Origin of the sequence: Bradyrhizobium sp. 215_C5_N1_1, from assembly GCF_052075935.1 — a bacterium.
GTDB classification, from domain to species: domain Bacteria; phylum Pseudomonadota; class Alphaproteobacteria; order Rhizobiales; family Xanthobacteraceae; genus Bradyrhizobium; species Bradyrhizobium barranii.
In genome coordinates, this window is sequence record NZ_CP197228.1 from 3,484,796 (window position 1) to 3,507,126 (window position 22,331).

Annotated in this window: 25 protein-coding genes; 10 read left to right on the forward strand and 15 right to left on the reverse strand. The window is 64.1% G+C overall.

Annotation, left to right across the window (positions count from 1 at the left end; genetic code table 11):
- Window positions 1–53 precede the first annotated feature (53 nt).
- From AB7G19_RS16535 to AB7G19_RS16545, 3 genes are all read left to right on the forward strand, one after another.
- The gene (locus tag AB7G19_RS16535; RefSeq protein WP_014494286.1) at window positions 54–383 is read left to right on the forward strand and encodes a DUF6949 family protein; all 330 of its coding nucleotides are present in this window, start codon (window positions 54–56) and stop codon (window positions 381–383) included.
- Between the two features lie 80 nt (window positions 384–463).
- A complete protein-coding gene (locus AB7G19_RS16540; protein WP_166342424.1) occupies window positions 464–994 on the forward strand; it encodes a gamma carbonic anhydrase family protein in 531 nt (176 codons plus the stop codon).
- Between the two features lie 206 nt (window positions 995–1,200).
- Window positions 1,201–1,563, forward strand: a complete 363-nt coding sequence (locus AB7G19_RS16545; RefSeq protein WP_354097529.1) for a hypothetical protein — start codon at window positions 1,201–1,203, stop codon at window positions 1,561–1,563.
- Between the two features lie 221 nt (window positions 1,564–1,784).
- On the opposite strand, the gene AB7G19_RS16550 is transcribed toward AB7G19_RS16545, so the two are convergent.
- The 6 genes from AB7G19_RS16550 to AB7G19_RS16575 all read right to left on the reverse strand — a co-directional run bounded on the left by AB7G19_RS16550 (window position 1,785) and on the right by AB7G19_RS16575 (window position 7,370).
- Window positions 1,785–2,276, reverse strand: coding sequence for a hypothetical protein (locus tag AB7G19_RS16550; protein WP_166342423.1), 492 nt, complete (start codon window positions 2,274–2,276; stop codon window positions 1,785–1,787).
- A 177-nt stretch (window positions 2,277–2,453) separates the two neighbouring features.
- Window positions 2,454–3,185, reverse strand: a complete 732-nt coding sequence (locus tag AB7G19_RS16555) for an aspartate/glutamate racemase family protein (protein ID WP_166353239.1) — start codon at window positions 3,183–3,185, stop codon at window positions 2,454–2,456.
- 20 nt (window positions 3,186–3,205) lie between these two features.
- On the reverse strand, window positions 3,206–4,084 hold the full coding sequence (locus AB7G19_RS16560; RefSeq protein WP_166342422.1) for an ABC transporter permease: 879 nt from the start codon (window positions 4,082–4,084) through the stop codon (window positions 3,206–3,208).
- 3 nt (window positions 4,085–4,087) lie between these two features.
- Window positions 4,088–5,047, reverse strand: coding sequence for an ABC transporter permease (locus tag AB7G19_RS16565; protein ID WP_041958636.1), 960 nt, complete (start codon window positions 5,045–5,047; stop codon window positions 4,088–4,090).
- Window positions 5,048–5,051: 4 nt separating this feature from the next.
- On the reverse strand, window positions 5,052–6,341 hold the full coding sequence (locus AB7G19_RS16570; protein ID WP_028150047.1) for an ABC transporter substrate-binding protein: 1,290 nt from the start codon (window positions 6,339–6,341) through the stop codon (window positions 5,052–5,054).
- A gap of 42 nt (window positions 6,342–6,383) precedes the next feature.
- The gene (locus AB7G19_RS16575; RefSeq protein ID WP_063982479.1) at window positions 6,384–7,370 is read right to left on the reverse strand and encodes an ABC transporter ATP-binding protein; all 987 of its coding nucleotides are present in this window, start codon (window positions 7,368–7,370) and stop codon (window positions 6,384–6,386) included.
- A 268-nt stretch (window positions 7,371–7,638) separates the two neighbouring features.
- Here AB7G19_RS16575 and AB7G19_RS16580 point away from each other — a divergent pair, with 268 nt between their 5' ends.
- Window positions 7,639–8,346 (forward strand): GntR family transcriptional regulator, encoded by a 708-nt coding sequence (locus tag AB7G19_RS16580; RefSeq protein ID WP_354097530.1) that lies wholly within the window; start codon window positions 7,639–7,641, stop codon window positions 8,344–8,346.
- A 14-nt stretch (window positions 8,347–8,360) separates the two neighbouring features.
- Here AB7G19_RS16580 and AB7G19_RS16585 read toward each other — a convergent pair whose 3' ends face one another.
- Window positions 8,361–8,567 carry a hypothetical protein gene (locus AB7G19_RS16585; RefSeq protein ID WP_063982481.1) on the reverse strand — a complete coding sequence of 69 codons (207 nt, stop codon included), beginning with the start codon at window positions 8,565–8,567 and terminating at the stop codon, window positions 8,361–8,363.
- 358 nt (window positions 8,568–8,925) lie between these two features.
- Between AB7G19_RS16585 and AB7G19_RS16590 the strand changes: the two genes are divergently transcribed.
- Together AB7G19_RS16590 and AB7G19_RS16595 are read left to right on the forward strand one after the other, a co-directional pair.
- On the forward strand, window positions 8,926–10,278 hold the full coding sequence (locus AB7G19_RS16590; protein WP_166342420.1) for a metal-dependent hydrolase family protein: 1,353 nt from the start codon (window positions 8,926–8,928) through the stop codon (window positions 10,276–10,278).
- A gap of 451 nt (window positions 10,279–10,729) precedes the next feature.
- Window positions 10,730–12,493, forward strand: a complete 1,764-nt coding sequence (locus AB7G19_RS16595) for a CYTH and CHAD domain-containing protein (protein ID WP_441267971.1) — start codon at window positions 10,730–10,732, stop codon at window positions 12,491–12,493.
- Window positions 12,494–12,612: 119 nt separating this feature from the next.
- Here AB7G19_RS16595 and AB7G19_RS16600 read toward each other — a convergent pair whose 3' ends face one another.
- The 6 genes from AB7G19_RS16600 to AB7G19_RS16625 all read right to left on the reverse strand — a co-directional run bounded on the left by AB7G19_RS16600 (window position 12,613) and on the right by AB7G19_RS16625 (window position 18,169).
- On the reverse strand, window positions 12,613–13,236 hold the full coding sequence (locus tag AB7G19_RS16600) for a transglutaminase-like cysteine peptidase (RefSeq protein WP_028154093.1): 624 nt from the start codon (window positions 13,234–13,236) through the stop codon (window positions 12,613–12,615).
- 330 nt (window positions 13,237–13,566) lie between these two features.
- Window positions 13,567–14,178 (reverse strand): PilZ domain-containing protein, encoded by a 612-nt coding sequence (locus AB7G19_RS16605; RefSeq protein ID WP_063982484.1) that lies wholly within the window; start codon window positions 14,176–14,178, stop codon window positions 13,567–13,569.
- 68 nt (window positions 14,179–14,246) lie between these two features.
- Window positions 14,247–15,413: an MFS transporter gene (locus AB7G19_RS16610; RefSeq protein ID WP_166342418.1), complete on the reverse strand. Its 1,167-nt coding sequence runs from the start codon at window positions 15,411–15,413 to the stop codon at window positions 14,247–14,249.
- A 51-nt stretch (window positions 15,414–15,464) separates the two neighbouring features.
- A complete protein-coding gene (locus AB7G19_RS16615; protein WP_354097533.1) occupies window positions 15,465–16,712 on the reverse strand; it encodes an MFS transporter in 1,248 nt (415 codons plus the stop codon).
- Window positions 16,713–16,854: 142 nt separating this feature from the next.
- On the reverse strand, window positions 16,855–17,652 hold the full coding sequence (locus tag AB7G19_RS16620; RefSeq protein WP_354097534.1) for an alpha/beta fold hydrolase: 798 nt from the start codon (window positions 17,650–17,652) through the stop codon (window positions 16,855–16,857).
- A 37-nt stretch (window positions 17,653–17,689) separates the two neighbouring features.
- Window positions 17,690–18,169 (reverse strand): GNAT family N-acetyltransferase, encoded by a 480-nt coding sequence (locus tag AB7G19_RS16625; protein ID WP_166342415.1) that lies wholly within the window; start codon window positions 18,167–18,169, stop codon window positions 17,690–17,692.
- 176 nt (window positions 18,170–18,345) lie between these two features.
- On the opposite strand from AB7G19_RS16625, the gene AB7G19_RS16630 reads away from it, so the two are divergent.
- The 4 genes from AB7G19_RS16630 to AB7G19_RS16645 all read left to right on the forward strand — a co-directional run bounded on the left by AB7G19_RS16630 (window position 18,346) and on the right by AB7G19_RS16645 (window position 21,113).
- Entirely contained in the window at window positions 18,346–19,497 is a 1,152-nt protein-coding gene (locus AB7G19_RS16630; RefSeq protein WP_166342414.1) for a zinc-binding dehydrogenase, read from the forward strand.
- Window positions 19,498–19,500: 3 nt separating this feature from the next.
- Window positions 19,501–19,983 carry a DUF5680 domain-containing protein gene (locus tag AB7G19_RS16635; RefSeq protein WP_166342413.1) on the forward strand — a complete coding sequence of 161 codons (483 nt, stop codon included), beginning with the start codon at window positions 19,501–19,503 and terminating at the stop codon, window positions 19,981–19,983.
- Between the two features lie 105 nt (window positions 19,984–20,088).
- The gene (locus tag AB7G19_RS16640) at window positions 20,089–20,505 is read left to right on the forward strand and encodes a VOC family protein (RefSeq protein ID WP_166342412.1); all 417 of its coding nucleotides are present in this window, start codon (window positions 20,089–20,091) and stop codon (window positions 20,503–20,505) included.
- 95 nt (window positions 20,506–20,600) lie between these two features.
- Complete coding sequence (locus tag AB7G19_RS16645) at window positions 20,601–21,113, forward strand: hypothetical protein (RefSeq protein WP_063982492.1); 513 nt, start codon at window positions 20,601–20,603, stop codon at window positions 21,111–21,113.
- Between the two features lie 23 nt (window positions 21,114–21,136).
- On the opposite strand, the gene AB7G19_RS16650 is transcribed toward AB7G19_RS16645, so the two are convergent.
- Together AB7G19_RS16650 and AB7G19_RS16655 are read right to left on the reverse strand one after the other, a co-directional pair.
- Complete coding sequence (locus AB7G19_RS16650; RefSeq protein WP_166342411.1) at window positions 21,137–21,490, reverse strand: cupin domain-containing protein; 354 nt, start codon at window positions 21,488–21,490, stop codon at window positions 21,137–21,139.
- A 65-nt stretch (window positions 21,491–21,555) separates the two neighbouring features.
- On the reverse strand, window positions 21,556–22,296 hold the full coding sequence (locus AB7G19_RS16655; protein ID WP_354125865.1) for a metallophosphoesterase family protein: 741 nt from the start codon (window positions 22,294–22,296) through the stop codon (window positions 21,556–21,558).
- Between the last annotated feature and the right edge of the window lie 35 nt (window positions 22,297–22,331).

Sequence of the window (22,331 nt, forward strand, 5' to 3'; positions counted from 1 at the left end):
GGCACTCTTTGTCACAGGAAGGCTCCGGCGTTGCGTAAGGGCGGACCGTTCCGATGACACCTGAAGCCTTCAATTCTCTGTTCTCGATCTGCATCGGTTTCGCGCTCGCGGGCGCGCTCGTGAACGGATACCAGGCGTTTGCGCAGCGGCCGGCGGGCTTCGGCCTGTTGCAGGACGGCGTGGCGCCGAAGACGTTTGCCGCGGTTCCGTTCCTGGTGTTCGCGGCGCCCTTCATCATCATGCGCAACACGCTGCGCGGCATGCGGGTGGAAAGCCGCCGCGTCGAATTCGTGATGATGGCGACCGTCATCGCCGGCTTCTGGAGCATGATGAGCGGCACCTTCTTCCTGATGACGCTACGCGCCGCCGGCGTTCTGGTCTGACAGAGCTGCGTGGCGCGGCGGCCCTTTGCCTCCGCGTCGCCGTTTCGCTATGGCTGGGGTCGACGCGACAGGAGAACCCCATGGCGATCTACGAGCTCGACGGACAGGCACCCGATCTTCCCGCCGACGGGAATTACTTCATCGCCGAGACCGCGACCGTGATCGGCCGCGTGCGCCTGAAGCCGGGTGCGAGCGTCTGGTTCGGCGCCGTGCTGCGCGGCGACAATGAATGGATCGAGATCGGCGATGGCGCCAATGTGCAGGATGGCTCGACCTGCCACACCGACCTCGGCTTCCCCATGGTCATCGGCAAGAATTGCACCGTCGGCCACAACGTCATCCTGCACGGCTGCACGATCGAGGAGGGTGCGCTCGTCGGAATGGGCTCGATCGTGATGAATGGCGCGAAGATCGGCCGCAACAGCATCGTCGGCGCGGGCTCGGTCATCACCGAGGGCAAGGAATTTCCCGAACGCTCCTTGATCATCGGCTCACCCGCGCGCGTGATCCGCACGCTCGACGACGCCCAGGTGCAGAAGATGGGGAGTGCGGCGAGGTTCTACGTGGCCAACGGCCCGCGCTTCAAGAAAGGCCTGAAGCGGATCGGCTGAAAATAGCCGTGGGCCGCCGAGAAGATGGCGGCCGCCGCATAGCGGTCCGCGCGCGCAGCGCGTCAGCTTCCTCCGGATTCACATGCTTCGATCGCGGCTGCTGATGCTCGCGCGGAAGTGAGACAGTGAGGCTGTCAGGAAGGCGCGGGTGACGTTAGCTTGGTCCCGCTTTGAGCGTGGAACGTCTCCACGCGGAGGATCGAGTGATGTTACGCAAGATGATGATGGCGGCGCTGGCCGTCGCGGCAGTCGGCTTGTCGGCGCCGCAGGCGGCTGAGGCGCGGGGCGGTTTCGGTCATGGCGGCGGCGGCTGGGGCCATGGTGGCGGTTGGGGCCATGGCGGTCACTGGCGTGGCGGCGGCTTCTGGCCCGGAGTGGCGATCGGGGCAGGTCTCGCCGGCGCCAGCTACTATGGCGGCTATTACGGCTACGGCTACCCCTATTACGGCGATCCCTATTACTCTGGTACCGGCTACGACGATGGCGGTTATGGCGGCTGCTATGTCGCGCGGAAGCGTGTCATGACGCCGTCGGGCTGGCGTGTCCGCCGCGTGGATGTCTGCGAATAGCGGCCACGAGGCTCAGCCAGACTAGGAAGCCAGATCTGCCAAAAGACTGGACCCACTAAAGAACAAGGCCGTTGACGCAGTATACCGTCAACGACCTTGCCAGCCCCGGACATTGAAATCGGCTCACGCCATCCGGTAACCGCGAGCATGGCGCGGAATCATACGGGGGAATGTGATCCAGTTCACATGTGGAAAAATTTAAGTCGCGGACCCTGACCCGGCTAGCCGCGCGAGCGCTTGCGGGCGCTGGCGTGGACACGGCGCGACGGTTTCCTGCGGGTAACCGAAGGTGTCTCCGCCTCCGTGGCCCGGGCGCTGGCAAAGGACTGCCGAAGGCTGTCGATGGACTCGTTCAGCGTCGTGACCTGCTCGGACAGTCGCTTGGTGTCGGCCTGCTGGAATGCGAGCAGCTTCTTCACCGTCTGGAGCTGGTCCTGCACGACCTGGAGCTGGTCGATCGATTCCTGCTGGGTCGCCTCGAGACCCTTGGTCTTCTCGACGAGTTGCTCGGAGGCCTGGGCCGTGCGGGCCTGGAGCTGCCGCGACGCCACCACCCGGTCGGTCTCGGGAGTTGCGCCGGTATAGGCGCGCCAGATCGCGATCGAGCTCACGCCCGCGATGAGGAGCAGGAGGGCTGCGGCGGTCAGCGCGATCGGCTGGGCGCCAAGGCGAAGGAGGGGATTGGACGGCCTGTCCTGGGCGAGATCGATCATCGCTGACAAAACCCAAATTGAAACTTGGTGAGTGGCGAAGTGCGGCAACCAGAGGTCGCCGGGACGTCCCGAAAGTGTTACCATTCGGCAACAAATGGGACCAAAAAGAGGCTAACGGGAAAAAACCAGCAATCAGCTGGTCTTGGGACCCCTCAAGGTCCTCGAAAAGAGCCGGGATCAAGGCTGGAACGGCGAAAACGGTCCGGAATAGGTTTTCGAGCGCGGCGCCGCATAGGGCCCGAGTCGGGAGGTTTTCAGTCCCAGCCGCACCAGTGATTCTGCCAGCGTGACCGCCGCTACGACGCCGTCGACCACGGGCAGGCCATGTGTGGCGGCGAGTTCGGCGGCGAGGTCAGCCATGCCGGCGCAGCCGAGCACGATGGCTTCCGCCCGATCGTCGCGGACCGCGGCGGTGATCTCCGCGGAGATCTTGCCGAGAGCATCAGCATTGCGCTCCTCGAGCGCGAGCACCGGGACCTCGGCGGCGCGGACGCGAGCGCAGCGCTCGGCGAGACCGTATTTCCGCAAATTATGCTCGATCGGCACGATCGAGACACCGAGGGTCGTCACCACGGCAAAACGCGCCGCGATCAGGCTCGCCATGTGGAAGCCGGCTTCCCCGATGCCGATCACCGGCGCTTTCGCGGCGGCACGCGCGGCGTCGAGGCCGGTGTCGTCGAAGCAGGCGATGATGTGGGCGTCGGCGCCGTCGCGGTCGGCGTCGCGGATGCAGCCGAGCATGCCGGGCACGGCGAAGGCTTCGTCGTAAAAGCCCTCGATCGAGACCGGGCCCATCGCGGGCTGGCGCGCATCGATCAAAGTGTCGGGCAGGGCGACGCTGCGTGCCGCAGCGGCGATCTTCGCCGTCATCGACGCGGTGGTGTTGGGATTGACGACGTGCAGCCGCATCAGTTCAGACAAGCCCCTTGTCAGACAAGCCCTTGGCCGGCATCCGAGCCCTTGGCCGCCTGCCGTTTGTTGAGCATGTGGATGGTGCCGAGTGCAAGGGCGATCACGGTGAACGACACCGCCGAGATCACGGTGCCGAGTGCATAGATGTCGGGGTTCGTCACGGTGGTGGTGAGGCCCTGGAGATCGAGCGGCAGCGTGTTCACCGCCCCGATCGCCTGGCTGGAGCGGGCGAGTTCGTCCCAGGACAGCGTGAAGCCGAACAGGCCGATGCCGATCACGGAGGGCAGAATGATCGGCAGCACGACATGACGGAAGGCCTGCCACGGCGTCGCGCCAAGATCGCGCGCGGCTTCCTCGAGCCTGGGATCAAAGCGGTTGAAGATCGCGAACATGATGAGCAGGCCGAACGGCAGCGTCCAGGTCAGGTGCGCACCGAGGCCCGAGGTCAACAGGCCCATCGAGGTCTCGAAATTCTCGTTCCAGTGCGCCTTGATCAGGTCGTCGATGATGCGGAATTCAAGCGAGATGCCGAGTGAGGTGATGATCGAGGGAACGATGAGGCTCGCGATCGCCGAGTAAAACAAGATGCCCTGCGCCTTGAACTTGCGGCGGAAGGCCATGCCGGCGGCGACCGACAGCACGACGGTCACGACCATCACGATCAGGCCAAGCAGCAGCGAGCGGCGGAAGGCCGCGCCGAGATCGACGATGCCGGTGCCCTGGAACAGTTTTGCGATCCAGAAGGTCGACACGCCGTTCATCGGGAAAGTGAGGCCGCCCTGCGGCCCCTGGAACGAGAGGACGTAGATCGCGATCATCGGACCGTAGAGAAACACCACATAGGCCGCGAAGAAGATCGCGAGCACGTAGAACGAGCGCGGGCGTCCTTCCTTCATGCTCTAGAGCTCCTTCTTGATGTCGACGATGCGCGACATCATGGTGATGATCAGGAAGGTGATGATGAGCAGGATCACGGCGTTCGCGGCGGCAGCCGGGAATTGCAACGCGTTCACCCGCGTCTCGATGATCTTGCCGGCGGCGGCGATCTGCTGGCCGCCCATCACGCCGATGGTGATGAAATCGCCCATCACGATGGTGATGACGAAGATCGAGCCGATCACGATGCCGGGCTTGGAGAGCGGAATGATGACGTTGACCAGCGTCTGGAAACCGGTGGCGCCGGCGTCATAGGCGGCCTCGATCAGCGACTTGTCGATGCGGATCATCGAATTGAAGATCGGCACCACCATGAAGAAGGTGAAGAGGTGGACCAGCGCCAGCACCACGGAGAATTCAGAGAACAGCAGCCATTCCAGCGGGTGGTTGATCAATCCGCTCTTGACCAGTCCGGAGTTCACCAGGCCATTGCGCCCGAGCAGCGGGATCCAGGCGATCATGCGGATCACGTTGGAGGTCCAGAACGGGATCGTGCAGAGCAGCGACAATCCCATCTGCCAGGTCTTGGACTTGACGTGGAAGGCGAGGAAGTAGGCGACCCAGAAGCCGATGAAGAGCGTGATGACCCAGACCAGGAAGCACAGCTTCAGCGTCTTCAGATAGGTCTTGGCGATGGTGCAGAGATCGGGGAGCTGCGCGATGCAGCCCTCGAACGTGTCGGTGTAGCCGCGGCCGGAGAAGGCCGGCAGCAGCTGGTATTCGTTGTAGTCCCAGAACGAGACGATGACGACGAAGACCAGCGGGATCAGGAAGAAGGCGAGAAACACCAGCATCATCGGCCCGGCCTGGAGCCAGGAGATGAAGGACGGCGACAGGCGCGTCGCTTTCGCGGCGCGCGCCGTGCCCGACCCCGGGATCAATCCCGGGGACGCCTGTTGCAGGATGTCCTCTGACGTGTCCATCACGTTAGGCCGCGATGAACTCGTTCCACTTGCGGACCATGTAGTCGTTCTCGTCCATCACGGCGTTCCAGCAGGCGACGCCGCCCATGCGGTCCTCGTAGGAGCCGCCGTCGCGCACCGCGCCGGCCTTCTCGAGCAGCGAGCCGTCGGGTGCCTTGATGTCCTTCTCGGCCGGCTTGCCTTCCATCCAGTACGCCCACTCGTACGGCTCCATGTGCGCCTTCGCGGTCGAGAGCACGGCGGAGTAGTAGCCCTGGCGGTTGAGATAGGCGCCGGCATAACCGGACAGGAACCAGTTCACGAACTCATAGGCCCATTCGAGCTTCGCACCCGACACGCCCTTGGAGACGCAGAAGCCCGAGGCCCAGGAGCGATAGCCTTCCTTGAGCGGCTGGAAGGTGCAGGGGATGCCCATCGAGCGCACCTTCGTCACGGCCGGCGACCACATCGACTGGATCACCGTTTCGCCTGAAGCCATCAGGTTGACGCTTTCGTTGAAATCTTTCCAGAAGGCGCGGAATTGCCCCGCCTTCTTGGCTTCGGTCATCACCTTCATGGTGAGATCGATCTCTTCCTTGGTCATGTTGCCCTTGTCGGCATATTTGTACTTGCCGGTGGCTTCCACGACCATCGCGGCATCCATGATGCCGATCGAGGGGATGTTGAGGATCGAGGCCTTGCCCTTGAATTCGGGATTGAGCAGCTCGGACCACGAGCTGATCGGGCGCTTGATCAGGTCGGGACGAATGCCGAGCGTGTCGGCGTTGTAGACGGTCGGGATCAGCGTGACGAACTCGGTCGCCGACGTCGCGAACTTCTTGGAGTCCTTGCCTTCGAGATAAAGCACCTTCCAGGGCGCCGTGCCCTGGCCGCCGATCTTCTTGCCGCCGGGCGTCTCGCCCTTGGTGAAGACCGGCGTGATGTTGTCGAATTCCTTGATCTTCTTGGCATCGAGGGCAAGGATGTTGCCCGACGGCACGATCTTCTTCAGCGAGAAATATTCGGTGTCGAGCACATCGAAGGAGTTGGGCTGGGTCATCACGCGCTTGGTGACGTCGTCGGTGGTCGCGGTGATGTATTCGATCTTGATGCCGGTGTCCTTGAGGCACTGCTTGGAGATGTCGTCGCCCTCGTTCACGGCGGTGCCGAGATAGCGCAGCACCTTCGCATCGGCCGATTTCACATAGGGGAAGCCGGTGATGGCGCCGGAGCCGGCGGCGAGGCCCGCGAGACCTGCGGTGCCCTTGAGCAGCGTGCGGCGGCTGACGCCCTTCGTCCTGGTGGTCTCGGTCATATCAGTCACTCCTCTGTTGCGCATTCCAGTGATCGATCGGCGCTATTGCAGGCGTTGCGCCTTGGCAGGATCCCAGGTGGCCAGCACGCGATCGCCCGGACGGAACGGGTGGACGTCGAAGGCGGCCTCGGGGAGGTGGGAGAACAGGGCGGTGCCGTCGTCGAGCGTGAGCGAGACGGCGATGTAGGAGCCCTGGTACTCGGTCTGGGTCAGCAGCGCCGGCGCGCCGAACGCGCCCTCGGCGAACGGCGCGATGCCGAGCTGATCGGCGCGCACGGCGATGAGGTTTCCGGCGTCGCTGAGGACGTTGTGGCCGCCGATGAAGCGCGCCACGAATTCAGTGCGGGGGCGGTGGAAGATCTCGCGCGCGGTGCCTTGCTGTTCGATCCTGCCCTGGTTCATCACCACGATGTGGTCGGCGAGCGCCATCGCTTCTTCCTGGCCGTGGGTGACCTGGATGAAGCTGATGCCGAGCTCGCGCTGAAGGCGCTTCAACTCGCCGCGCATCCTCACCCGCAGGAACGGATCGAGCGCGGAGAGCGGCTCGTCGAGCAGCAGGATCTGCGGCTCGGTGATCAGTGCGCGAGCCAGCGCCACGCGCTGCTGCTGGCCGCCGGAGAGTTGGGCCGGGAGCCGGCCCGCATAGGGTGTCATCGCCACCAGCTCGAGCAATTCGCCGGCGCGCCTGTGCCTGGTCGCGCGGTCGACGCCTCGCATTTTGAGCGCAAACGCCACATTGTCGAGCACGGTCAGATGCGGAAACAGCGCGTAGGACTGGAACATCATCGCCGTGCCGCGCTTGGCGGGCTCGAGGTCGGTCACGTTCTGCGCACCGAGAATGATGTCGCCTTTGCTGACCGCCTCATGGCCCGCGATCATCCGCAAGGTCGAGGTCTTGCCGCAGCCGGAGGGGCCGAGCAGGCAGCAATAGGTCCCGGCCGGGATCTTCAAATTGACGGTGTCGACCGCCAGCGTCGTGTCGTAGCGCTTGGTGACGGCGACCAGTTCGAGAGCGGCGGGAGTGGCCATGGCGTGTCCAAGGGAGGGGCGATGCTCCCGTCTCTCCGCAAGGTCCGTGCCAACCGCCCTTGGCCGGCTGAATTCCAGAACTGTGCAGCAGAGTCAGGTCGTTAGATCGAATCCGCCGCCTTCGGCCGTCCCAGCACCCGTCTGTCTCGCTGCACACAAAACGGGCGCGGATTGTATAAACTTTTGCCTGTGATTGGATACAGGTCGTCGACTAACATTCAAGGCTGAACGTCGCCGATCGAGCCCTCACACCCAACCCTTCGAACTGATGGCCGCCAAGACTCCCCCGAAATCCGACGCGCCAGATGCGAGCGATCGCGTCAGCCGTATCAGTGAGGGGGTGACCGCCGCGATCCTCGAGCATCGCCTGCTGCCCGGTACGAAGCTCGGCGAGGACGAGATCGGCGAGATCTACGGCGCGAGCCGCACGCTGGTCCGCACGGCGCTCCAGCAGCTTGCGCATGAAGGCATCGTCAACATCGAGAAGAACCGCGGCGCCTTCGTCGCGCGGCCGACGCCGGGCGATGCCCGTGAAGTGTTCGAGGCGCGCCGCCTGATCGAGCCGACCATCGTCGATCACGCGATTGATGCGGTGTCACCGGCCTGGATCGATCGCCTCCATCAGCATCTCGCCGAGGAGCGCGAGGCGGAGCTGCGCGGTGACGCGCGCGCCTCGGTCCGGCTCTCCGGCGAGTTTCATCGCCTCGTCGCGGAGATGAGTGGCCACAGCATCTATCTCGGCTTCCTGAAAGAGCTGATCGCGCGCTCCTCGCTCATCATCCTGCTCTACCGCCGCCACGACACGCCGGCCTGTGGCACCGATCATCACGCCGGCATCGTCGCCGCGATCCGCAAGCGCGACAAGCAGGCTGCGCGCGTGCAGATGCTGTCGCATCTGGACGAGATCGAGGCCGAACTGTTCTTGAAGGATCCCGCCGCCGACGAGTTGCGGCTCGCCGACGTGCTGGGCGTGTGACCGCCTGCCGTCTGTCAGAACGGACGTTCCTGATTTCGCCTCATGATCTTGAGCACCAGCAGGACGGCTCCGAGGACGAGCAACAACACGCCGACGAAAGTCATGCCGCTGTATTCGAACGTCACGCCTACGGCCGTCAGCAGGCATCCCAAGATGATTGCGATGAGCCCGCCGAGCTTCTTGGCCAGCAGGATGCGTCCGTCACTCGTTTGCGCCACCATGTTACGCCTCGTCATTTGAATTCTACAGACGACCGCAAGCCCCTCCTGCCCAGTGGCTCAAATCGCGTAGACCGCGCAGGATCGTACTCCCGAGCGAGAAAGTTGCAATCTACCGTTGCTGGCGGGTCGAAATCGATAGTGCGTTTTTAATTTGAGTTCGACGCGAGTGCGACAGGTGCACTTACCCATTCGCCTATCCAACTTGATGGGGACGCTTCTCTTCGCGTCCGTATGGCTGATTTGCAAAACCTCCCTGTGGTTGCAAATTGACTCGATGCGGTTTGCAGGCATCAATCCATAGCTGCATCGCGCGGCGTCAGCTGGCTGGCGTTCGCCCGGATCTGCGTGGAGATTGGACATGTGGGGTTGGACCACGCCGGCCGGACTCTTCAGAGCCGCCGCATTGCTTGTGTCGATTGGAAGCCTCGGCAGCCCGTTGCCCTTACAAGCCCAGCAGGACTCCGCCGTCCTGTTCCGCAACGTTCGGATCTTCGACGGAAAGAATGCCACGCTCTCGGCCGCGTCCAACGTCCTGATCAGGAACAGGAAGATCGAGAAGATTTCGACCGCCGATATCGCGGCCACCGGTCAGGTGATCGACGGCGGCGGCCGGGTGCTGATGCCGGGACTGATCGACGCGCATTGGCACGCGATGCTGGTGCGCCCGACGCCGGCCGCGGCCCTCGGCGATGTCGGCTACAACAATCTGCTCGCCGCCAGCGAGGCGACAGCGACGCTGATGCGCGGCTTCACCACCATACGCGACATGGGCGGGCCGAGTTTCGGCCTCAAGCGGGCCATCGACGAGGGTCTCGTCGCCGGTCCGCGCATCTATCCGTCCGGCGCCATCATCACCATCACCGGCGGTCATGGCGATTTCCGCCAGCTCACCGATCTGCCGCGAACCATCGGCGGCATGCTCAGCCGCATGGAGCTGATCGGCGGCAGCCTGGTCGCCGACAGCCCGGACGAGGTGCGCGTGCGCGCGCGCGAGCAACTGATGCAAGGCGCGTCGCAGGTCAAGCTCACGGCGGGCGGCGGCGTCGCATCGCCCTTCAGTCCGCTCGATGTCTCCACCTTCACCGAGCCCGAGCTGCGCGCCGCTGTCGAGGCCGCGGACAATTGGGGCACCTATGTCGCCACGCACGCCTATACGCCGGTCGCGATCCAGCGCTCGATCGCAGCCGGCGTGAGATGCATCGAGCACGGACATCTCATGGATGAGGCGAGCGCGAAGCTGATCGCGGAGAAGGGCGTCTGGCTGAGCACGCAACCGTTCCTTGATATCTCCGGCGCCGCGGCGCTGGGACCGTCGGAGCAGGACAAGATGCGGCAGGTCGTTGCCGGCACCGACCGCGTCTATGCGCTGGCGAAGAAGTACAAGATCAAGACCGCGTTCGGCACTGACGTCCTGTTCTCGAAGGCATTGGCGGACAAGCAGGGCTCGATGCTGGCCGCACTGACGCGCTGGTACACGCCGGCCGAAGCGCTGACGATGGCGACGTCGACCAACGCTGAACTCTTGAGCCTGTCGGGCCTGCGCAATCCCTATCCCGGCAAGCTCGGCGTGGTCGAGGAGGGCGCGCTCGCCGATCTCCTGCTGGTCGACGGCAATCCGCTCGACGACATCAAGCTGGTCGAAGATCCCGCGAAGAATTTTGTGGTGATCATGAAGGACGGCAGGATCTACAAGAACAGGCTCGCGCATTGATGCGCGCTGGGCAGGTGTGAGCCCGCGAAATTCAATCGCCTCTAGTCTCGCTGGTCAGGAACCGGCTTTCCTGGTCGAGAGCCTTTTGCGATCTCCGGGAGCGCAGGAGGCCGCGCGGGGCTTGTCACAATCTCCGGCCTGTCACCATCGGAGGCGTGACTTCTGAGCGTCTCCAAAACCAGAAAGAATTTTTCTGCTAGCATGAGTCAAGCTCGCTGACGCGTTCATCTCGGTTTCGAGAACGACGAGATTCGCTATCAATTCGATCACTTACTGTACGCGGCGGCAATTTAATTCGTCACGCCGGACGAATTATGACAGTCCTGCCCGATCTTTAGCGTCGCGCATGGCGCATGTGGACGATGATGCGTTGCGACGTAACGTTGCTATTCCTTGCGGGCCTGACGAGCTATATGCTGCGCTCTGTCATCAAACTGTCATGTCACCGGAAATGTTGAAATTAGACGCTACGCCGGCTCGCAAAACCATGAGCGCGCCGGATGGGAATCCTATCCTCAAGGACAGGAACAAGAGAACGCAAGTCGTCGCCGGCTTCCTCAGGCAACGTGACGCAGCCGAGCCCGACCCGGAACATGCGATCGTCGAGGGCGCTGTGATTGATCAGACGCCATCGCAAGACACGACGCCTGCACCGGAGCCAGCCCAGTCCGGCACTGCTGCGCGTCCCGCCGGTGAGATCGAGCTCAAGCTGCTCGTCGATGCCGATCGCATGGCGCATTTCAACGCCGCGCCGGTCATCACGGCCAACGCGCGCAACAAGGGCACGCGCAAGCATCTCAAGTCGGTCTATTACGACACGGCCGAGCGCCTGCTTCGGCGCAATGGCCTGAGCCTGCGCGTCCGCCAGAGCGGCGCGCGCTTCGTGCAGACGGTGAAGACGGACGCCGCGGACGATCCGTTGCGCCGTGGCGAGTGGGAGGCGAGCGTGTCATCGCTTGCGCCCGATCTCGCTCTGGCGATGCCCTTCATTCCGGAGAAGCTTCGTAGCAACCTCGTGACGCAGCCGCTCGAAGCCGTCTTCACCGCCGACATCCGTCGTCACGCGAGGATGATCGACTTGTCGTCCGGCGCGGTCGAAATCGCCTTCGATCAAGGCGAGCTGACGGCTGGCGATCGCACGCTACAGGTGAGCGAGATCGAGCTTGAGCTGAAGAGCGGCAGCGCCAGCACGATCTACGAGGTCGCGCTGCGGCTCGCGGAGCAGGGTGCGGTGAAGCCGTCTATCCGTACCAAGTCGGCGCGCGGCTTTGATCTTGCCGCCGATGAGCCGCCCCCGGCACGTCGCCCGCGAAAACTTCGCCTCGATGCGTCGGTCACGCTCGACGAGGCCTTCGCGACGATCCTGCGCTCCTGCTTCCTCCATCTGCTTCAGTCGCTGCCGGCCGCCGAGGACGGGCGCAACCCGGAAGGCGTGCATCAACTCCGCGTCTCGCTGCGCCGGCTGCGATCGGCGCTCGACCTGATGAGGTCGGTCGGTACGCTCAGCAATCTCGACGCGCTGCGGTCGGAGGTCAAATGGCTGGCGCAAGACCTCTCCGCCGCCCGTGATTGGGACGTGTTCCAGCTCGATACCTTGCCGACGATCGCACAGGCCTGTCCGTTGGTCGCCGGCTTCGATGCGCTGGGCCGGGCTGCGGCCGAGCGCCAGTCGGACGCCTATCGCAAGGCGCATGATGCGCTCGACGATCGCCGCTGCGCCGTGTTCCTGATCGGCCTCGGAAACTGGATCGAGACGCGAGGCTGGCGCAACGACGTTGCCGCCGAAGATCTCGGCCAGCTCGCCGAACCTGCCGTCGACTTCGCGCGACGCATCTTGTCGGAGCAATACGCCAAGGTGCTCAAGCGCGGCCGCCGCTTCAAGTCGCTTCCTGCAGAAGAGCTGCACCGGGTGCGGCTCGCGACCAAGCGGCTGCGCTATCTCAGCGAGTTCCTGCTGCCGCTGTACGAGGATCGCAAGTCGGCGCGACGTTTCTCGCGCAGGCTCGCAGCCTTGCAGGAGGAGCTTGGCGCATTCAACGATATGGCGGTCACGGCATCGCTGCTCGATGGGCTCGGTACTGAACGCGACAGCGCCGTCGCGGCTGCGGCGATCGCCGGCTGGCAGGCCCGTGCATCGATCGGCGTGCAGCCCGCTTTGCAACGCACGTGGCGCGATTTCACCGCCGCGCGCGTGCCCTGGTCGTCGCAGGGCTGATTGCTCGCCCCAAAAAAAGTTGCGGCCAGCCATTGGGGGATGGCTGGCCGCGCGCGAACCGGTCTGGGACGGGGAGGGGTGGGGATGTGACCGGGCCGCGTAACTCGTTTTCCTGACTGCTAGTTCTTGGCGCTGGCGGTGGAGACCGCCGGCTTGGTGTCGCCGAGCGAGACCCAGACGTTGGGATCGCTCTGTGACTGGCGCTTGACGAAGCGGTAGCCGGTCTCCGTCCAGGCAACGACGTTCTCGTTCTGATTGTCGAGAACGAACTCGCCCTTGTCGGTCTTCACCGTCAGCACCGCGTGTCCTTCGCCCTTCTTGTCCCGCACGACGGTGATGAGCAGGGCCTCGCGCGGCCATCCGGCATCGATCAGCATCTTGCGCTTCAGCAGCACGTAGTCTTCACAATCGCCGTAACCGTCGGTCGGCAGCGACCACTTCTCGATCACGCCCCAGTGCTCCTGGTCGGTCAGAGGCTTGACGGTCTCGTTGACCCAGCGATTGACCTTGACGAGGTCGCGCCATGCGGCCTGCGACATCACGATGTCGCGCGGTTGCGTCGGCGCGCCCTGGCACTGGGCGGCATTATCCGCACAGAACTCGACCCAGCCGATCGGCGCACGCGTGGTGTCGCCGAGGCTCGCGTAGAGCAGACGGCCTTCGCCGGCCTGCGCTGCCGCGCTGATCCCGAAGAGCATGGCAGCCAGTGCCAGCCCTTTCCCCTGTCCCCTGAAGTCCAACATTGCGGCCCCCGTTTCTTGTTGGGACCACATTTCGCATGGAGCTTTTGAGTTGCCGCTAAGTCGGCCAAGTCAAGTCGAGACGAATACAAGTAAAAGGCGCGATGAATTCGATCTATACTTGAATCGAATTCGACTAAGATTTGAAATGACTTCAATTGATTCAAATTTTATCTATTAACGCGGAAACGCTGGCGGAACTGTTGTTTGCGCGCGCACGCGGCCCTCGCGTTAACCCGCGCGAGGCGGTCGCCGGACACGAAAAAGGCGGCGTCCGCATCGCGGAAGCCGCCTTCAGGGCTGGAAATACAGGCGTTTTAGCGTCCTTGCGCTTTACCGCGCGGTAACGCTCTCTTCGAGAGTCTCTATCGGCTGCTCGTGCATGAACTCCAGCGCGAAGCCGTCCTCGAGGTTTCGGACCACGCGGCCCTGGACCCGGCCGAGCAGCACGATCGATTTCACCGGCGGGCGGTTCTCCGCGGCAATGGCGGCACCGGACAGCGAGAGGTCGATGATGCGGCAGGTCATCTTGGTGCCGTCCTCGAGCGTCAGCACCGCGATCGGGTTGCGCGGCACGATACGGTCGTGGCGGCGATCCTCCGGCAGATTGAGGATGTCGCGGTTGGCAAGCCAGGTGAGCTGGGCCGCCAGCTTGTCGCGCTTGCGGGGCGTCGCCCCGACCGTCATTGCGAAACCGTTGTCGATGATGCGGGTGATCTTGCCCTCGACCCGGCCGATATGGTCGAGATAGGCGACCACGCGGTCGCCGACATTGCCGATGCCGGGGGCCAGAAGCGCCAGTCCGCCCGGCGACATGTTGATCACCTGGCAGGGGAATTCCCGGCGGTCCGGCAGCATGTAGCGGCCGAGCAGATGAACCTTCACCCGCTGGAAACGCCGACGCTCCTCGGCGGCCGGAAGAAATTTTTTGTTCGCCAACGCCATTTTCACAACCCGACCCCCCGCCTGGCGGAGTCCGGGACGACCCTAAGGTGCACAGGGTTAACGCCGCGTTAGGATTGGGCGCGTCGATTACGGACAGACACAATGCGCTCGAAAAGCCACATCAACGGCGGGCAGGCCAGCACCGTCAGCGCGCCGAGGTCGAGCGCCACCGCGGCCGTCCCGGCCGATTTGGCCAGCCGGCCGGCCACCGCCGGCCCCAGCATCATCGCGGCATAGAAGAGAGTGTAGAACACGCCCATGCCGATCGCCCTTGTTTCCGGCGCGAGCACGCGGGCGGCCAGGCTCATGATCGGGCCGGCCGGATGGCCGCCGATCAGGCCGATCAGGACGAGGACCGTGATCACTGCATCCGATCGCGGCAACCAGGCCAGCAGCCCGGCCACGATGAGGCTGGCTGCGGTCGCGAGCGTGAGCGGACGCTTGAAGCGGTCGGCGAGGTAGCCGCCTGCCGGCACCGAGATCACCGACAGCCACATCACGAGGCTGATCGCGGAGCCTGCCGCCGCAATGCTCCAGCCGCGCTCGGCGAGCAGGGAGGGGCCGAACGAGAAGATCATGGCGAAGCCGACATTAAAAAGTCCCCAGATCAGGCCCGCGACGATCACCGCCAGCAGTGCGAGGGGATCGAGCCGGCCTGGGCCGGCCGCGCTGACTGTGGCTCCCGGCGGCGACTGATAGAGCGTGATCAGCACGATACCGATGGCCGTGAGTGCGCCCGCCGTCAGGAACACCGCGCTTGCGCCATAGGCCGTGCCGATCGCCGGCAGCACCAGCAGCGAGATCGCGACGCCGGCCGGCCAGGAGTTGACGAAGATCGCCATCGCGGTCGCGATCTCCTTCCCGGCGAACCAGTCGGTGCCCATCTTGGTGAGCTGCACCGTCAACAGCACGCCGCCGGCGCCGGAGACGAGCCGGCCTGCCATCTGCCAGCCCCAGATGTCGGTGGTGGCCATGACGAGGCTGCCCGCGGTCATCAGCAGCAGCGCTGCGATCGTCGTCGGCTTGTCGCCAAGAGTCCGGCCGATCGCGCCGCCCGGCAGCGCCAGCACGATGCCGGGGGTGAAATAGAGTCCGATCAGGATGCCGATATCGGCGAGCCCGACGCCAAAGGTCTGTTGCAGCAACGGCGCGACAGCGGCCACGCTCTGGAACTGGAACGCGATGGTGAGGCGCACGACGAACAGGATCGCAAGAATGCCCCAGCGATTGCGCAACGCCTCATCTCCTCAGGCCCATCTCGAGGGTGCGGTGGGGAGGGACGATAGTCAACCGGCCGTCTTCCTCGTCGCGCGCCCATAGAGAAGACACAGCAGCGCCAGCAGCACCGCGGCCGAGAGCCCGAGAGACCAGTGAATGCCGATCGCCGCGCCGAACAGGCCGACGGTGATGCCGCTGAAGGCCCGCATCCCGAGCCCGGCCATGTTGTAGAGGCCGACGACGCGGCCGCGGATATCGTGCGGCGCGTTCAACTGCACCAGCGCCTGCGCCATGGTGTTGAACGACAGCTCGAAGAAGCCCGCAAAGAACAGCAGCACGATCGCGACCGGATAGATCCGCACCGCGGCGAAGCCGAGCAGCGCCACGCTCCACAGCATGGCGAGCGTGATCGCGGTGCGCGGCGTGCCCTTCAACCGTCCCCAGGATTCCAGCGCGATGCCCGCAAGCAGTGCACCTGCTGCGTCGGCCGCGAGCAGCACGCTGTAGGAGACGCCGGGATCGCCGTGGCCGAGATCGCCGGCAAAGCCCGGCATCTGGGCGTGATAGGCGTTGCCGATCATGAAGGAGGTGAGGCCGGCGAGCCACGTCATTGCGGTCAGCACCGGCTGCGTGCCGATGGCACGCATCGTCAGCACGATATCGGCAAGGCCGCGCACCGCAAAGCGCCGCACCGCGACACTCTTGTCGCGTACCGGCGCCCAGAACAGCCAGAGCAGCATCGGCAGGTAGAACAGCGTGTTGAAGATGATGCCGTGCGAGGTGCCCAGCGTGAGCATGATGGCGCCGCCGACGGCGGGGCCGACCAGGATGCCGAGATAGCGCGCCATCGCATTCAGGCGCACCGCGCTCGGAAGATCCGCGGGACCGACGAGGTCGTAGAGCAGAAGCTGGTTCGGCGTCTGCCACAGCACGCCGGCGCAGCCATGGATCACCAGCAGCAGCATCGCGTGCCACATCTGGATCGTATCGGTGATGAAGAAGAAGCCCCATCCGGCCGAGGCCACGATGAACAGCAGCATGCCGCATTGGATGATGCGCCGCGGATCGAACCGGTCGGCGAGCCCGCCGACCGCGACCGAGAACAGCAGGAACGGCAGCCAGTGCGACAGCACGGCAAAGCCCCCCAGCGTCGGCGAATGGAATTTTTGGAACACCACCCAATAGCTGATCACATGCTCGATGTTGTCCGCCATCATCGCCAGCACGTAGGCGATGAACTGGAGCCGGTACGGCACCGACTTCATCGCCGCGAACGATCCGGACGCGACAACAGGATTTTGGGGAAGGGGGTTCAAGCGATCACCAGGGTGAGACCCTTGGGGCCATACACGTTCGCCGCCGGCCGCTCAAGACACTTGGGTGTGTGTCCGTGGCCCGCAATCCGGGACCGCCGGCCCCGCATTCCGCAGAGCTCCATGCGGGCTACGAAGCGGCGAGTCACGCGATCTCCGTCGCCAGAAACGACCTGACCACCGCAGCAAACTCATCCGGCTTGTCATATGGCAACCCATGGCCCGCATTCGCGATCACCTCATGGCTGAGGTGTTGATTGAGCCCCTGCAGCTCCCGCGCCGTTTCGACGGAGACAACGCCATTGTCTCCGATGACAAGCAGGCTCGGGACGGCAATGGCTTTGACAAGCTCGCGATAATCCGGGTTCGGCGGCGTGAGAACCTCGAAGGCGCTGATCTCGGTCCGCAGCCGCGCATCAACGATCAGGTCAAGCAGCTCGGATGAGCGGTGCGGATGCCGCCGCCGGGCCTCGGCCAGTACCTCATCCTTGTCCCGAGCGAGAAGCCGGCGATGCTGCTCGGCGACGTCGCTCCGGTAAACCTCGCGCTGGCGCTCCGGTGCCAAGAAAGTCGGATCGGCGAGGATAACGCTGCGAATGGCCGTACCCATCTCGCTCGCAACCACGGCGGCGGTCATGCCGCCCATGGAATGGCCGAGCAGGATCGGGGCAGTCAGCCCGAGCGCGTCAATGAGGCCGATGACGTCGGCTGCGAGATCGCAGTACCGATACCCGCCGGACGGTGCGCTCGACGCGCCATGTCCTCTCGCAGAGGGCATGATGACGTCGTAGCCGTCCTCGAGAGCGCGCGCCAACGGTGTCCAGCAGGCGCCGCTTCCGGTCAGACCATGCAGTGCAATCAGCGCAGGCTTGTCGTCCCCGGTCCGTAAATAATGGATGTCGATGCCATTTGCCGCGCAGGTTCGGCTCGTCCAGTTTGTCATTCGCAACGACTGTCAAAGAATCAACGCCGACGCCATCCTACCCCAGCGCCTTGACGTAAACCGCATACGGCACGCCCAAAATATCCGGCGCCTCGCGAACCCTGGTAAACCCCATCCGCAGATACATCGGCAGCGCGACCGTCATAATCGGCGTCGTATGCAGGGCAATGGCCGGAGACTGGTCGCGTTCGGCGCGGCGCAGGCATTCCTCGGTCAATTGCCGGCCGATGCCCTTGCTGCGCGCGGCCGGATCGACCACCAGCATGCGGATGACCGGCCACGCCGGATCGAAGAAGGCCGGCTTCGGGGCTTGCGGTCCGATATAGGCGACGGCGCCGACGATCTGGCCGCCATCCTCGGCGATGATGATCTCGCCGGTTTTGGCAAGCTCCGGCATCTTCGCGACATGGGTCGTAAACAACGGCCAGTCGGAATAGTGCTGCTCGAACTCCGCGAATGCCGCGAGAGCGACGCGCACGATCGCTTCCGCATCCGTTGGCTGATAGTCACGTAGCATCGACGTTGTCCTTGTAGCCCGGATGGAGCGAAGCGTAATCCGGGCCGCCGGTCCCGCATTTCGCGCTGCTCCATGCGGGCTACGAGACACACGCTTGGCACGACCGCGCATCTCACATACGCTTTGCCTCACGCCCGCACCATCAATCATAACAGACGGGCAGCGAGGAAACACCCATGGACCAGATCCGCGTCTGCACTCACGCAGGACCGGGCTCGGAGCCCGTCATCAAGACCGTGCCATGGCCGAAGGTCGGCAAAAAGGCTGCGCTGATCAAGGTCGGCGCCTGCGGCGTCTGCGGCACCGATCTGCACATTCTCAAAGGGCATTGGCCGAAGCCGCTGCCCTGGCCGTTCACGCTCGGCCACGAGCTCGGCGGAATCATCGTCGAATGCGGCGACGAATTCACCGAGGACTTCATGAGCAAGCCGCTGACGGTCGGCTCGAAAGTGATGATCCCGCCGCTGATGCCCTGCGGCCATTGCTATTACTGCATCCATTATCCGCAGACCGCCAACAAGTGCCTGACGCCGGTCTATTACGGCCGCTATCTCGGCTTCGACAAGGCGCCGCATATGTGGGGCGGCTGGGCCGAATATGTCTATGTCGATCTCGAGATGCTGCCGGGCACCAAGATCTACAAGCTGCCCGACGACATGTCGCTGCGGCTGGGCGCGCTCTCGGAGCCGCTAACGTCCTGCATCCGCGCCTTCAACCGCGCCAGTCGCGCCGGTGGTTTTTCCTGGGGCGACACGGTGGTGATCCAGGGCTCGGGTCCGATCGGCATTCTCGCGGTCGCGGCCGCCAAGGAGATGGGGGCAGGGCGTGTGATCTGCGTCGGCGCGCCGGAAGAGCCGCGGCTCAAGCTCGCGCGCGAGTTCGGCGCGGAGGCGACGGTGAACATCGAGGAGATCAAATCGCCGCAGGAGCGCATCGCCCGTGTGCGCGAGATCATAGGCCACTTCGGCGCCGATCTCGTGATGGATTGCTCGGGACATCCGACCGCCGGCCCCGAAGGCATCGAGATGCTCCGCGACGGCGGCACCTATGTCGAGATGGGTCAGTTCACCGATGCCGGCTCGATCGAGACCTCCTGGCACCGCATCTGCACCAAGGACCTCAACGTGCTGGGATCCTGGGGCTTTACCGGTAATGATCTCCCGCTCGGCGTCGACATGCTCTACCGCACGCGTGACAAATATCCCTGGCTGAAGATGCAGACGATCTATCCGTTCACGGAAGTGGGCGTCGCGCAGGCAGTGAGGGATGCGATGGCGATGAAGACGGTGAAATCGACCATCGTGCCGTGGCCGGAATTGGTGGACTAGACAATGCCGTCCATTCCACCCGATCTCGCTGCGTTCCTGGTCGAAGCCAAGCGGCGCACCTATGCGGGGCTGGACGACGACGCGACCGTGGCCGCGCCGCTGCTCGCCGGCTCCAAGCAGCTCGAGCATCGCGCGCCACCTTTTGCCTATCGCGATATCTATTTCGGGATGGGGTTTTTCGTTGGCCAAGAGACCGTGTCACGGGATGACCGTGTCATCTGGTCGATGAGCTACAGCGGCGGCGCCCGCGCGGACATCACGGATCGGTCCACGCTGCTCGAGATCTACAAATTCCTGCGCCGGGCGCTGTTGGGCGTAAGCGTCGAGGAGCCTTATCGGGGACCGCGCCTGTTCGAGCAGGCAGGCATGACTTACCGCAACGAGGTCGAAAGGGCGCTCGATCGCTTCCACGGCGTCGAGACGATCTCGCGGCATGATGGCGCACCGCTGTACGAGCTGCGCTATAGCGGCGGTTTGTTGCGATAATTCTTGAACCTTGTAGCCCGGATGGAGCGCAGCGCAATCCGGGGCCGCCGGTCCCGCATTCCGCTCCATGCGGGCTACGAGCCTAAGTTTGGAATGAGGGCTACAATGACAGACGAACCTAACCCGCACACCCGCTCCCCCTTCAGCGCCATTGGCGCGATCGACTACACCGTCATCTTCGTGCGCGACATGGCGGCGATGCGCCGGTTCTACGAGGACGTTCTCGCCTTTCCGCTGCTGCGCGAGCTCTCGCCGAACTGGATCGAGTACGGCCTCGGCGGCAATACGCTGGCGCTGGCGAGACCGAGCCGGACCGCGGCCGACGCGCCGACACCGGCAGGCAGCGCCTCGCTGCAGCTGGCCTTCAAGGTGTCCGCGACCGAGGTCGATCAATGTGCCGATGAACTGGTGCGGCAGGGCGTGGCGCTGCTGTCACCGCCGACGAACCAGTCGTTCGGACACCGGACGCTGTTTTTTCGCGATCCCGACGGCAATTTGCTGGAGGTCTATGCCGAGATCTGAGGCGCCCAAAAAGTTCCATCGGGAATCCCCGATCTATCCATGTTAAGGTGAAACTTAGGCCCAGGTTCCGACTTTCACTTCACGGGAGAGGTATCGTGAAGCGAATCCTGAAACCCGTTACTTACATCCTGGCGGCCATCTACTTCCTGGTGGATGCCGTCTTCATGGCCGTCGCGCGGCCAATGGCGCGCTGGATTGGGCGGCATTTCGAATTCAAGTGGTTGCGCACCTGGATCAGGTCGCTGTCCCCTTATCCCTCGCTCGCCCTGTTTTCCGTGCCCGTGATCATTCTGGAGCCGATCAAGCCCGTGGCGGCCTACCTCGCTGCAACGGGTCAGGTCGTGAGCGCCGCCGTGACTTTCATCATCGGCGAACTGCTCAAGCTCGTGCTGGTCGAGCGCCTGTTCCATCTCACGCGCGACAAGCTGATGCGGATTCCGGCGTTCGCCTGGGCGTACGGCAAGTTCTCTGAGGTGAAGGCGTGGCTGCAGGCAACCGACGCCTGGCGCGCCATCCGCGCCCTGAGCCGCGCGGCGAGGGACACAGTTGCACGGGTAAAGGCGAGGCTGGTCGGCCGCTTCAGCAAGCTGGCGACCTCCAGGGATTAGACGCGCGCCAAGCGCGTTGTCCTCTATGCGAGCTTGCGTGCTGCGGCGGTGGCCTTGTCGCCCGTGTTCGGGGTGCCGGTGGGCTCGATGAGCAGGAGGTGAACCTCCTCGCGTGCCACCGGGCGATGCTCGACCCCTTTGCGCACGACATAGAGTTCGCCCGGGCCGAGCGTCACCGTGCGATCCCGCAATTCGATGTCCAGACTGCCTTTCAGGACGAGAAAGAAATCGTCGGTGTCATCGTGCTTGTGCCAGGTGAACTCGCCCTTCACCTTCACCACCATCACGTCGCAATCGTTGAAGGTCGTGACCGTGCGCGGCGACCAGAAATCCCCAAAGGTCGCGAGTTTGTCGGCAAGCGATATCTTGTCGCCCATGTTTCACCCCGTTGCTCTCTCGTGAGGTACGATTTGAGATCGAATGACCGACGTGGCAAGGCCAGCTATTTGACATGTCCTGATAACATGGCCTCCGCCCATTCCGGGCGGCCGTTGGCGAGCGCCTGCGCGGACGCGGCTTCCCAGTCGTATTCCAGGGCCAGCAGTTCGACTTGCCAGCCTCTTGTTCGTTTCGTGAGGATCGCGTAGCGGGCGTGAGGCGAGCGATGCTCCAGGTTTGCGGCAAAAGGAATGTCCGCGAACACCGGGCAACCAACGCTGCCGGGATTGAGGACCAGGCGGTCGCCCGGGCCCTGAACAGCCGCTTGGCGGTGGCTGTGACCACACAGCACGACACGCGCCATTGGCGCGCTCGAAAGGCGCGCGGTCAGCACGTTGCGACGCGCCGGCACGAAGCGGCCGTCCTCGAGCGCTTCTTCGAGCAGGCACGTCGTATCGTCGTCGGGTGTGCCGTGGCAGGCCAGGATCCCGTCGTCCAGCCGTATTTGGGAGGGCAGGCTGTGAAGTGCGCGGCGCTGCTCCGCGGTCAATGCGCTACGCGCAAACAGACCTGCCGGCGAGAGCTTGTCGTCTGGAAACTCCTCAATCCAGCGATCATGATTTCCGCGCACCGTCGGCAACGACAGCGACTGGAGAGCCTCGAAAGTTTCCTTTGGCCACAGCGGGCTGGTGACGCAATCGCCGAGGTTGACCGTACGATCGACGCCGCGCGCCTTGATGTCGGCCAGCACCGCTTCCAACGCAGCGAGATTGCCGTGGATATCGGAAATGACTGCCAATCGCATCGTCATGCTCCCCGTGCTGCTTTGCCTGAACTTAA